The organism is Desulfofalx alkaliphila DSM 12257, from assembly GCF_000711975.1.
GTDB classification, from domain to species: Bacteria; Bacillota; Desulfotomaculia; order Desulfotomaculales; family Desulfohalotomaculaceae; genus Desulfofalx; species Desulfofalx alkaliphila.
In genome coordinates, this window is record NZ_JONT01000021.1 from 1 (window position 1) to 12,541 (window position 12,541).

General features: G+C 38.8%; 14 protein-coding genes. All 14 read right to left on the reverse strand.

Annotated features, from left to right (window positions below; genetic code table 11):
- Positions 1–220 precede the first annotated feature (220 nt).
- Positions 221–808 (reverse strand): RNA-guided endonuclease IscB, encoded by a 588-nt coding sequence (gene iscB / locus BR02_RS0110665; RefSeq protein WP_084171022.1) that lies wholly within the window; start codon positions 806–808, stop codon positions 221–223.
- A 218-nt stretch (positions 809–1,026) separates the two neighbouring features.
- Positions 1,027–4,242, reverse strand: coding sequence for a PKD domain-containing protein (locus tag BR02_RS0110670; protein ID WP_157834960.1), 3,216 nt, complete (start codon positions 4,240–4,242; stop codon positions 1,027–1,029).
- 118 nt (positions 4,243–4,360) lie between these two features.
- Positions 4,361–5,293 carry a stalk domain-containing protein gene (locus BR02_RS14875; protein WP_051688279.1) on the reverse strand — a complete coding sequence of 311 codons (933 nt, stop codon included), beginning with the start codon at positions 5,291–5,293 and terminating at the stop codon, positions 4,361–4,363.
- Between the two features lie 152 nt (positions 5,294–5,445).
- A complete protein-coding gene (locus BR02_RS0110685) occupies positions 5,446–5,988 on the reverse strand; it encodes a TadE/TadG family type IV pilus assembly protein (RefSeq protein WP_031516943.1) in 543 nt (180 codons plus the stop codon).
- Positions 5,972–6,445, reverse strand: a complete 474-nt coding sequence (locus tag BR02_RS0110690; RefSeq protein WP_031516945.1) for a TadE/TadG family type IV pilus assembly protein — start codon at positions 6,443–6,445, stop codon at positions 5,972–5,974. The genes BR02_RS0110685 and BR02_RS0110690 overlap by 17 nt, the downstream gene beginning before the upstream one ends.
- Before the next feature lie 2 nt (positions 6,446–6,447).
- Positions 6,448–6,621 carry a hypothetical protein gene (locus tag BR02_RS15480; protein WP_157834961.1) on the reverse strand — a complete coding sequence of 58 codons (174 nt, stop codon included), beginning with the start codon at positions 6,619–6,621 and terminating at the stop codon, positions 6,448–6,450.
- A gap of 199 nt (positions 6,622–6,820) precedes the next feature.
- A complete protein-coding gene (locus tag BR02_RS0110700) occupies positions 6,821–7,009 on the reverse strand; it encodes a Flp family type IVb pilin (RefSeq protein WP_031516947.1) in 189 nt (62 codons plus the stop codon).
- Positions 7,010–7,180: 171 nt separating this feature from the next.
- The gene (locus BR02_RS0110705) at positions 7,181–7,951 is read right to left on the reverse strand and encodes a hypothetical protein (protein WP_031516948.1); all 771 of its coding nucleotides are present in this window, start codon (positions 7,949–7,951) and stop codon (positions 7,181–7,183) included.
- Positions 7,948–8,799, reverse strand: a complete 852-nt coding sequence (locus tag BR02_RS0110710) for a type II secretion system F family protein (protein WP_031516950.1) — start codon at positions 8,797–8,799, stop codon at positions 7,948–7,950. Before BR02_RS0110710 ends, BR02_RS0110705 begins: the two co-directional genes overlap by 4 nt.
- Positions 8,799–10,046 (reverse strand): TadA family conjugal transfer-associated ATPase, encoded by a 1,248-nt coding sequence (locus BR02_RS0110715; RefSeq protein WP_051688280.1) that lies wholly within the window; start codon positions 10,044–10,046, stop codon positions 8,799–8,801. The genes BR02_RS0110710 and BR02_RS0110715 overlap by 1 nt, the downstream gene beginning before the upstream one ends.
- A gap of 45 nt (positions 10,047–10,091) precedes the next feature.
- Complete coding sequence (locus BR02_RS0110720; protein ID WP_031516954.1) at positions 10,092–10,781, reverse strand: SAF domain-containing protein; 690 nt, start codon at positions 10,779–10,781, stop codon at positions 10,092–10,094.
- 19 nt (positions 10,782–10,800) lie between these two features.
- Complete coding sequence (locus tag BR02_RS0110725) at positions 10,801–11,346, reverse strand: prepilin peptidase (RefSeq protein WP_031516956.1); 546 nt, start codon at positions 11,344–11,346, stop codon at positions 10,801–10,803.
- 1 nt (position 11,347) lies between these two features.
- Complete coding sequence (locus tag BR02_RS14435) at positions 11,348–11,644, reverse strand: DUF192 domain-containing protein (RefSeq protein WP_274377133.1); 297 nt, start codon at positions 11,642–11,644, stop codon at positions 11,348–11,350.
- 37 nt (positions 11,645–11,681) lie between these two features.
- Entirely contained in the window at positions 11,682–12,536 is an 855-nt protein-coding gene (locus tag BR02_RS14880; protein WP_051688282.1) for a GGDEF domain-containing protein, read from the reverse strand.
- Positions 12,537–12,541: the final 5 nt, after the last annotated feature.

The following is a 12,541-nucleotide window of genomic DNA, read 5'->3' on the forward strand; positions in this document are numbered from 1 at the left end:
AGTAGCCATGACGATAAAGGCGAACCATGCCCTTACAACAGGGACATCTATCAAAAGAAGGAAAATTGTTTTCCTTTCCCAAACGGGCATATTCTTCTAAATCGATTTTAAAGTCATGATAAACGACCACAAAAATCACCCCGAAGCATTTTGCAAAAATTATAGCAAAATGTCGGGGTATAGGAAACATTGTCTAACCGGGTTAATTTGAAAAAACTCTTCAGGTTAGGAAGAGGATAAAGAGGCAAGTGACATAATATCTCACATCATAGTAACCATAAGTTTCCCCTTGCTGGTATTCTACACCTTCTATGTCTGGATTCATCATTTTTTGAACATCGAATTTGCCTACTTCAATACACAACTTAGGGCTTGGCAGTAAATTTATAAAGTTGTCTATCCATCTAAATGTATTATCAATTCTACTTTGAATTGAAGGTGGTAGCCAATCTTCTGGTCTCTTTCGGTTATTGAATCTAGGTTTTCTATATCTAGTTTTTCTATATCTCCTACTTCTTCTATACTGCCTTCTTATATCTAAATTTTTCTTTACATCATTTCTTAGTTCAATTTCTCCTTTTATAAGAACTCTGTCTTCACTTGTTACTGCTATTCCTATGTGTTTAGAGCCTAAATCTACACCTAAAGTTACAGGTTGTTTATAGCCACCACTTCCATATAAAAGCTGAATTGTAAAAGGTTTATAACTAATTATCTTAGCTTTCTTTTGTTTTAGTAATTTTCTAGCTTTACTAGGTTTACATGGCATTAAATTTTCACCATGCTTATTTTTTACGAATACTAACATAAAGTATTCCTCCTTTTAGGAGTTGTTGCCCTTCGCCAATGTTAGGTAATGTGTGTTTTACAAGAAAACTCTAAAAATCGTGGTTGACTATCCCTACCCCTCAGGACTGTTTACAGAGCCACCATAGAGCCTAGAACTAAGGCATCATTCTAGGGTATGCAATTACCTAACGTAGCTTTCGCTTAGGCTAGTCAACTAGGGCTACACAAGCCCCCACTTCAAGCACCTATGGTGCTAAGTGGTGGGTAGTTGACCACTTCATCAAGTGTCCTTGTTGCTTTTGTGGTAACGGCAATATTGCTAAAGTAAGCTCCATACTGGTCCCAGACATAGAAACCATATGAACCCTTTGAATGAGGATTGTTATTATCCGTGTAGTCAAACCTTAAGTCGCCATCCCTATATATTTTTATGTTGTTTCCTTTTAGCACGATGTTAATGTTGTGTCTTTGGCCGGCATGGAAAGATGGGAAACTATTTGTACCAATAATTTGCCTAGAGCCGTTTGTTACTTTGACTAAAACTTCTTGATAATTATAAAGAACATTACCACAGGCATCATGGTTGTCCATGATATAAACATAATAGTTTCTGTCATCTTTTATTCGGAACATGAAACCGGCTTCACCATGAGAAAAGTCACGGGCGTCATTTTGAATACCCCAAACAAATTTAATATCCGCATCCCCGGTATTGTAAGCATCCGGCGAAGGGTTAATATAGCCTCTTGCAGGTCTATAACTGCCGGTAGCATATAGCTTTTGGGTATCAATTGCCCAACCACCGGAAATATCTGTCAAGCTACCAGAGAAGTTTTGTGGTATTTGAACGGATCTCCAGCCACTTAAAATTTTAGCGGCACCTTGTTCATCAGTAGAAATTGTACTTGTTTCTACAGCTTTAATGGTTCCATACTCAACATTGTTGGTATTAAGTTCTGTTTCTAGATAGGTAGTAATTAAGCCTTGTAAATTATATATTTTACTTTCGTCTACTTCACCTGTTGTAAATACTATATCTACCTTCTTTTTCTTGAAAGATTCAAATGCTACTGCTGGTTTAACATTTAACACTTCTGTCTGTTTTTCGTTCATTGGCTTGTCATCGGTATTATCGCCTAAATAGTCTTCCGGTTCAATGAACTCCGGAATTGTTGGATCAGGCTCACCGAAATCCTCTTTGACCTCTAGCTCAAAATAGTATCTACCTACCTCATCAGTTTTTAGTGTTGGCGTTGGATTGTTGCCGCTATCTAATATAACCCAATCCTCATCTTCAAAGCTACCGTCATTGTTGCTGTCATATTTATACTTCCATATCCTGCTGGCAATAACATCACCGTCAGGGCTATACGATTCGCAAACAACATCAATAGCAGCTAGATTATTGTCATCGGGGTTTCTAATATAGGCACTCTGCAAGTTGAAGTCTGCTATCGGTGGCTCATCTTTTACTACTTCAAAGTCCTGTTCATACCACTCTGATGTATGTCCTGCTGTATTAGAAACACGTAATTTCACTTTGTAAGTACCAGGCTTTTTGTACAGTGAAGCTAATTTCTCACTGCTCATAATTTGATAAACCTGTGTTCCTTCTACAGTGCTAATACCATGTGTTGCGGTAGATTCATCAGGTTTTACTCTTACTGCGTCTAATGTAGCCTCACCAGATACAGGGATTATCACCCACTGATTTTTTTCCGGTATAATCGGATACCGTTCAGAAGTTACCCCTTGCTCTTCAAAAGTTAGCTTTCTGTTCTGTTTAATATGGCCGTTCCAATCAAAATACGCTGTGGGAATGGCTGGTTTTACCACAACTTCCTTGGTTTCAGTACCTTCTTTACCCCATTCGTCTACAGCAGTTAGGGTAAATTTGTAGATCCCTTCTTTATCGAAGTAAACCGTGACTTCGGTATCCGGTGTTGTTGGTAATTCCTTTTCCTCATATGGGAATACTATCTTACCGCCTTCTGGAAGTTCTACCTCCCATCTGCACTCCACTACCTCACCGTCAGGGTCATAAGCCCGGTTTTTAATTCTTACATCGTCACCTTGAGTAACTTCGCTAGGTATGCTAAAACTTGCCTTTGGTTCCTTGTTTATTACCTCGATGTCTCTGTCGTAAGTATCCGATAATCCTTCTTCGTCCTCAACATATAACTCTAAGTTATATTCCTGCTCTTTTAGCAGCCTAACCGTACCGCCAGTATCTCCTAGATTTTCCTCTACACCATCTTTAGGTCGGAAAGTCCATTTTACCTTAGCAATTGGGCCTTCTTTGTCGGTTGATTTGTTTACAACTTCAAATTCTTCACCGATTCCTACAGTTCTAGGAGCATCAAACCTTGCTACCGGCGGCCCGTTAGGTGGTGGAGGCGGCGGTGGTTGTTCTGTAATTACTATATCTAGCTCGCAAGTATCACTTTTGCCTGCACTGTCTGTTACCGTTAATGTTACCATGTATGTTCCTACTGACTTAAAGCGCAGAGTTCCTCCTTTATCTTTCAATGTGCCGCTATAGTTACTTGGACTAGTACTCCAATCCCGATCAACAATCGGATTGTCACCTGCACGGGAACGGTCAGTAATTTGAATTGGTTCATCTACATAGCCAGTAGCAGGCATGGCAAAATATGCCACTGGCCCGTCTGTTGGTGCAGGCGGCGGTTCATGAGCCGGTGGCGGAGAACCTCCACCTGTTACATTAATAGTAACTTCATCTTTTCCTGTGCGCCCGATTTCATCTTCTACCTCTAAAGTAATCCTGTAAGTTCCTGCGCTGCTAAATGTATGGTTTACTCTATCGCTAAAGTTTCTGTTTCCGCTACCGGATTTAACCGGTGAACCATTAATTTTTAAGGTGTACTTTATGCCATTATAACCCCACTGGGACGGTGTATACTGGCTACCTTGAATGTTGATTGACACATTACTACCTGCTTTTGCAGATGAAGGTACAGATATTTTGGCAGAAGGGTTCGGTGTTGTGTAAATATTAACTCTACCATAGGTATAATCTAAAGTGCAGCCGCAGTATTTCAAAATGTCACGTACCCAAACACCGTGATATATATTGCTACCGCCCTTCTGAATATACGTTGATGAAATTCTTGATCTAGCCCAAGATGGATTACCGTTACATGCACTGATAACAGTATTAAGATTACTATAACTGACATAGTTTCTTCCGTCAGCTCTATTATCCTGTAAATAAATAGCTTCGCCTCTTCTTTTACCATCAATGTAGACATCCCATTTCCCTTCATAAACAACAGTAGGATTGGGTGAAAAGTGATAGCAAGCTACAGTATCACCTTTTGATACGCTGATACTTTCTGACCACGCCTGGGCATCCGTTGGAAACGCAAACATTGTTACGAACATCAGCAAAGGTAAAAGAAACACAATGCTTTTTAGCTGCTTTAACCTCACTCGAGTTTCACCACCGTTCTAACAATATATTTTCCTATCACGGTATCACCCCCCTAAAATATGTTCCAAATAAAATAAGGGCAGTTCTTTCGAGAACTGCCCTTGCACAAAACATTTGCTATTGTTTTATAGTTACACTCTTTTCGCTTGCATTCCAAGTAACATCAAACCCCAATCCCTCGCTCACAAACCTTAGCGGTATAAAGGTACGATCTCTATTGATGATTGGCGGAGTATTTAAACTTTGTGCTTTTCCGTTTACTTGTGCTTTGTTAACGCCAATAAGCAGGACTATTGTGTCCTCTCCTTTGGTTATAGTTACTGTTCTGTTGCTGGCATCCCAAGCTAAATCAGCACCGAACTTATCAATTACGCCCCTTAAAGGCACCATCGTTGTTTGATTGTGTATGAATGGGGTTGCGTCAAGAGTGCCGCCTTTATAGAAATCTCCTTTTCTAACAGAATATTGATTAGAGTTAACATATAAAGTTAAAATTGCATCAGGTTCTAACGCATCTTTGTTATTATCCGTTTGAGTTGGTTCGGTTGGTTCAGCTGGTTCTTGTGGTTCGGGTGTTGTTGGCTTTTTGGGTTGTGCATTGGCACTTTCCCCAAGAACGACACTTCTTATATATTCTTCAGACTTACCTTGTTTTGCTAGTTTGTATATTGTCCCATATTTGCCGTTTGTTCTTACGTCAAATATTAAATTTTCGAGTTCAGGACGCTGCTTTAGTATAGACTCAGGTTCATTTTTGAATCCTTCCCTCATTTTTTCTGCATATTCTGTTAACTGCCACGGCACACCATTTATACTGACTATTTCCATTTCACCAAGAAAAAAGCTCATATGGGAACCCATTTGTACATACAAATCAGGCAGCATTGATTTTATCTCTGGGCCAAATTGGGCATAATCAGTTACATCTCTTTCACCCTTCTTGATATACTCAATCTTATGCTCAAATTCCTCCGCATGAGCCGCCCCTGCTACAAATACTAGCATAAAGACTAATGCCAGTATTGTACATATACCTTTTTTGAATTTCAACAATTTATCCTCCCCTTTTTTATTTAATTTGTTATATTTACCAACAACAACTTTGTTTATAACAAATTTTTAAAACTTACCGTTTCCTCACCCCTTTCCACTCCTTATTTTACCAAAAACACACGTTCTGGCAAAGGGTTGAGGAAAACAATTTATATTTGTGGTATGAATTCCGGTCCAACTGTTGAGTGAAGAACCAAGTCAAAATCTGTTGGAATATCTTCAGAAATTCTAGCAAAACCAGTTAGCTTTATCGGCACTGTAATAACAGCAGATATGCAAACCCTGTCTATGTGTTCTGTATAGCTGCCATAAGTATAGGTGTCAGGCACAGTATTAAAAACTTTAAAATCGTTAACGATAACTTTACCTGCCGCAAAAGAACCTGCCATGGGATTGTTGTAAGCGTCAAGGTTTAAATTCTTTTGCAGAACCTCGTTAAACTTTAATCTTGCCTCGTTTGGTAATATTACAAGTTGCGGCTCAATAGGATCTTGCAGTGCTTCTTCATCAAGTTCTTGACAGGCCGCTCTTAATGCAAGGTTTATACTGTTTTGTGCCTTCATTTTAGCCGCAGCTACGTGCCCAATATCTATAGCCATAGCCGCCAGCATTAGAATACAGGGAAATGCAATTAGTGTCATCAAATAAGCATAGCCTTGCTGATTTTTAAGAAAGTCAGAAATACTTTTCACTGGTAGCCACCGCCTTAGCCTTTAGGCTAATATTCATTTGTTCAATTACCCAGTTAGCTGGTGTTTTTACAATAAAGGTTTTGAATTGAATAGGGTAAGCAATGCCTATCTGTATTTCTCCACCCCTTTGCACGTTGGTTGTCGCATTTGTACCGTATATTACGATGGTATCGGGATCGTAGTATGAAGATGTACCGGTATTGCTAATAGCCTTGTTTTTACCTTCCGTAGTCCAATCTCTGACGTATGTGCTGACTTGGTTTCTAATATCAAGAGAAAGATTGCCTTCGATAGCCGCATTAACTGCCCCTTTCTTGCAGGCCATATTAATAACTGCCCAGTCATACATAATAAGACTGGTTTCAAAAATAAATACAAAGATCATAAACCAAATCGGCAAGCACATCAATGTTTCAATGTAGATACTTCCCTTCTCACACTTAATTAACTTCTTCACCTTTAACCACCAACTTCGTTGACTTTGTCTGTAAAGCTGTCAAACTTGTTGCCTACTGCATTGCCAAGTGTATAAATAAAGGGGGCCACTAACAAAACAAAGAGAGCCATCCACAACAACTGTTCTAAAAATGTACCTCTTTCATCAAAAAAAAATTTTTTTATTTTTTCCCACATGCCTTTGTATCACCTTCTTAGACTAGATAAATGTGAACTACCCACCGCTAAGGCTAACCGCCTTTCCCGGGAAATTGTCTGAAGCTCTACACGACTAAAGTCGGTCCCTACGAATGAATTCGAGGGCTTTCTGTTACAGTTATTGTAAAAAAGAGGGATATTTACCCCTCTTTGACTAAAGCATAGATACTACTCCTTCTTAATTATTAATTTTCTCTATATTAACATCTTTAATGCTATTAGAAATGCCTTTAAACTTTTCACTTAAGTTGGTAGCGAAGGCAACAGAAGCACCGGCTACAAGCAATACGACAATGATAATCCAGAGTCCGTTTTCAATAAAGTTTCCTCTCTCATCTTTAATGAACGACATTACAAGATTAAGCATTAACAGTTCCCCTTTCTTGATTAATAGTTTACAGATTAGAAATAAAGGCATAGCTGGTATTTCCCTTCCGGTATAAAAACATTTTATGGAAAATGAAATACCAGTTAAATCAAAAAGTGATACTCATTAAGACACAGCTGGCATCCCCTCCTTTTTCGGTAAAAAATTTGCTTAAAAAGAGTTAAGACCATCAATGATGTTAGAAAACATGGGATAGATAAATAAGAGCAACATGGTAAACATTAAAACACCCGGTACCACTGTCATTATGATTGGCTGTGCTTTTATTTTTCGCTTTACTTCGTTTACTCGAACATCGTATGCCGCTTTTGCAAAGCCATCTAAAATGTCATCAACATCGGCACCGGTGTTCATACCCAAGGTTATTACTGATACTAAGTTTGTTAACGGAGGAAACTTGCTTCTTTCTGCAAGCCTGTCCAAAGCCTCTTTAAACGGGTAAACTTCCAGCTCAATATTTAATATGTCTAACTGCCTTCTAAGCTCACCGTTTAAAGCGTAAGGCACGATTTTTAACGATTGATACAATCCTCCGGCCTTTGAATATACTCTTAGAAGCGATACCATCAGCGGAAATTCTCTTTTAATATCATTTATCCGCTCAGCCTCTTTATTGTTTAGCCATTTAATCGGATAATAGTAAACAGCAATAGCAAGGATGATAAAGAAAAAAGATGCCGTATTAGCCGAAATTAAAGCCGCAATTCCTATCAACAGAAAGAAAATTGCAGCAATCAGCCTGGCACCTAAAATCAATTCCACATTAATCTCTAAGCCTAGAGTTTCTGTACCCCTTTTAAACCTCTCGTATAACCTGTCTTTTCTCCCCAGCACCAAGATGATGTTGTCTACTCTTAAAGTCAAAAATAAAACACCTATACTAACGCTGGCTAAGATTATCGGCAAATAAACATCCATCATAGGTCTCCCACCAGCCTTTGCGAGCTAGTTACATACCATGAAACAAACCAAACTGTTAGGGAGATAACCAATAACGCCTTACCTACAAGCGTTTGCGTCAATGTTGCCCGTGCCTGCTCAATGAAGATGATCAAACCACCAGCAACCATAGGTAAACCTATCAAGAATATTGACGTTGTTAACTTCTGTCCTTTTAATTCGTTTTTCACTTCTTCTCTAAGAATTACTCTATCCCTGATTATTTTTGATATATCAGTAATAACTTCGGAAGTGTTTGTACCAAACTGTTCTGAAAGCATGACACTTTTAACGAATACGTCAAGGTCTCGGTTATCTGTTCTCTCTGCCAAACTTAACAGGGCCTCGTTTAAATTCTTACCGGCCTTGTATTCTGCTACAGTGCGTTTTAATTCATCCCGAATGGGATTTGCCGTTGTATCAGCGGCCTTTTCTATTGAATAAATTAAATCATTGGTAGTTTCATTTAGTGAAGCAATCATTTGCAGTGCAGTGTCTACTTGTTCGTCTATAACAGCTTTCCTTGCTAAAAACTTGTTTGAAGTCTGCTTTTGACGAAACTTAACTGCAAAGAAAGCCATTAGAAAGGCCGCTACAATGTTGTTTAACACTATCCCAATGCCGAAACCTGCCACTGCCAAAAGAGAAGTGACGATAATAAACTCAATTCTGCTTTCTCCCAAAACATCTAGATAGTAAAATGTCGTTCCTCGTTTTGCCTTTTTATATTCGCTTTTCTTAAATAACTCAATGATTTGTTCTTTAAATATAGCTAGGACTATGCCAATTCCAGCTATTGTGAACATTATGCAGAAAAGTAGAATATCCATCATACCACCTCTTTTATTTTCTCTTTAGGCATGAAAGGCGGTATTTTAGGTAGTTCTGTCATAGTGTTAGAAACCATTATTTCTAACACATCGTTGCTTAACGGCATATTGAAGTAATGCCTTCTGTAAATGTCATACTTGTAAATATCCCTAAAGGCCGGTTCACCGTCTTTAGAATACACTTGACTGATACCGATAATCTTTCGACTACCGTCAGGAAATCTTTTAAGGAACACAATCAAATTAAGAATTTCGGAAATCATTGCCTTAATTTCTTCCGGGCTAACTGTACCGGCCTTGGCCGCCGCTCTGATAATCCGCTGAATGGCTGCCATTTTGCCGTAGTTTGTGTGTACAGATGAAATAGAACCTTCGTGTCCGGTTCCCATAGCCTCTAATAATTGTATTGCCTCTGCACCACGAATCTCACCCATGATAATCCTATCAGGACGCATACGCAAACAGTTTATCATCAATCTGTAAGCATCTGCTTTCTCACAAGTTTCAAGTTTAATTAAGTGCGAACGTTCTAAGTTGAGTTCGCTTGTGTCCTCCAAAGTAATAATCCGTTCATTTTCTGGGATGTGTTGACACAGCCAACGCATAAAAGTGGTTTTACCGCAACCGGTAGCACCCGCTACAATAATGTTTAACCTGCCTTTAACTGCCCATTTGAGAAATTCTGCTATTTCTTTAGTCATGTACTTTGTTTTAATTAGTTCATCTGTAGTAAATGCTTTCTTTACAAATCTGCGGATAGTAATGTAAGGCATGTCAGCTGCGGGAGGGATAACAGCGTTTACCCTCATTTCACCGAAGCGAGCGTCAACTGTCGGCTCTGAAAAGTTAACCTTGCGACCGCTTTTCCGCACGATTTTGTCAAGAATGTTCAAGACTTCTTGGTTGCTCTCAAATTTGATGTCCGATAGCATTATCTGTCCGTTTTTCTCAATAAATACTTTATTGGGACCGTTAATCATAATCTCACTGATTTCCGGATCTTCGTAAAGTAACTTATCAATGGGCCCCATGCCGATCATTCTAGATATTACATACTTTTGAGCTTCTTCCAGCGTATAATTTGGCACTTTAAAAGCATTAAACATTTCCGCAACTTCTTGCTTAATCAGCTCTGTAATGTCTCTACCTTCGCTTAAAATCAGTTTCCCATGTTTAAAAACAAGATTATTCCGAACCATTGTTACCAGTTCATTTATGTGTATCTTTTCTTTGAAATTATTAAGCACCTTCTAGTCCTCCCACCTTATCGCAAGTAGATACTTGCCAGTTTATTATTTTTTGTAATCTAAAACATAATCCGGCTGTTCCGGCATAATGTAGATAATGTCAGCTGTTAATGAATGTTGCAGTATCTTTTTGCCCTCATTTCTTTCACAAACCAAAAGCACTTCTTCCTCTGCCGGCGAGCCTTTGGTAGATACGCTACTAATATCCGCAACTATGTTGCTCACACTTGCAGACAGATATTTGGAACCAACACCAAGCTCAAGAACACCTTCCGGCGTTACCGCCATTACTGTAACCAAGTCGCCTTTCTTTAAAATACTGGGTATACGAACATCATCTCTGTCCAGTGCGATTATGACTTCGTTGGGTTTTAAGGTTTCAAAGGTTTCTACCAAATCATCGTTGGTATTCAAAAGTTTTGTGTTCAGTATCGGTTCTCCTTTTGTCAGCGGCATTCGTGGGTATTTACCGATTACTTGTTCTACTGATCTGTAAGCTAGTGGGTGTAAGTCACGCTTAGCTATCTTTTTGACGGCAACATCAGATTCGCTAATTTTCTCCAGTGCGTCAATGTCTTTAGTGGGAACAACTACTGTGACAGGTTGCATAACGCTGTTAAATGCTTGATAAATCCCAAAACCTGATATGATTACCAACAGCAAAGAAATTAGTAACAAAGGATTGGTTTTTACTTTGAAAGCTGTTTTGATTCCTTTCTTCGACCTTCTCAGCACTACTTTTAAACCTCCTAATCTATGTCATTGTAATTCCATAAACATGCCATGCTACCACGGCAATAGATATGCAAGTAGCAAATGGTATAGCGTTTTCCGGTGTTTTTTCCTCAATGCCAAAGGGTAGCTTGCCCCAGCCTATATCGCCTTTGGTTCTATACATCAGCAAAATAAATCCGTTAACGAGTATAGTAAAATACTCTTTTAAATCTCCTTTGACGATATGCTTGATTATCACAGCAACAATACCAACCACTACGGCGATTAGAAGAATAATATATGTCGGCCACAGGCCGTACCACATTCCCAGTACTGTCATTAGCTTTACATCGCCTGCCCCCATATACTGGGTTAGGTAAAAAATAATGCTTATCGCAAAAAACGCCAAGCCGTGAAATATACTGTATAGAGCATCGTTCAATTCTTTGGTAGCAAAGTTATAACCCAGTATTACCAGAAGCAATGCAAAAATGATTATGTTAGGTACGCTGTTCTTTATATAATCAATTATGCCGATGGCAAGAACACAGCCAAGAACGAACAGCGTTACAATAGTATCTGTCACATCAATTAATCCTCCTTTCCGAAAGCATGATAATGTCTCCACAAGATAACTTGTTATCTTTGCTGGCAGGAAGTTCAATAACCATGCTTGCATCTCGAACATACGGGCTTATTTGCCACGGTTTCAGCTTTATTACTTGCAGTACAATGTTTTTAGAATCGACAAAGACGGCAGTTATCTCAAACCGCATAAAAAACGTGTGTATCTGCTTACACGGCTTTATAACCATTACTGTGTCGTCCGGCAATTTGTGCCTGTTCATCAATCCAAAAAACCTTTTCACAAAGGTATCTGCCATGATTACGTTTTCTGCTACGAGAATTTCTTTTGTTAGATTATAAAGCAACAATTTTATCCCCCTTTACCGACGGATGGCTTTTGCAGACTTTGTTCCTGCCGCTTTGTTTTGCATAATAGAGGTTATTATCTGCCCTTTCTAATAGGGATTTAACGGTATCGTCTTTTTCTTTTTCAGCAACACCGATACTTGTCGTGATATGAATTGTTCCGGCACTCGTTTTTATCGGCGTTGATTCAACAGTTTTTCTAATCCTTTCTGCCGTATTTACCGATTGTGTTAAGCTGTTTGGCGTGACAACAGTAAATTCTTCACCACCGTAACGAGCTACAAAATCCCCTTCTCTTACCGTACTGACAATGATTTGTGCAAACTGCTGTAGTACTTCATCACCTACTTGGTGGCCGTAGGTATCATTAACTTTTTTAAAAAAGTCAATATCCAGCATAATGACAGACAAGCGTCTTTCGGTATTAAACATTTCCTCTAGGCGAATGTCTAAGTATCTCCTGTTTGCAATACCTGTAAGACAGTCAATAGCAGAACTGAATATCATCTTTAATGACTTGCTTGCCTGTTCTGCTGTTTTCTGCCATTGTCTTGTTTCATAATTGTTTATCTCTTTAATTAAATGGTTAAATGCTTTATCCATGTCCTTTGCTTCTTTGATTGGCAAGGATAAGGGTTCGTAGCTCGGCTTGTTAAAATCAAGGTTATCTAACTGCTTTGTAACATGCCTGATAAAGAAATAGATTAGCCCTATCAGCAGTAACACGGTTAACAGCCACAACAAATTACTGACTATAACTAACGACTGTATATTTAACAAACCTGCCAGTGTGCCAAAAGCAAACATTACTATCGGTACTATGGCAAGATTAAGCAACTTCAATGAAT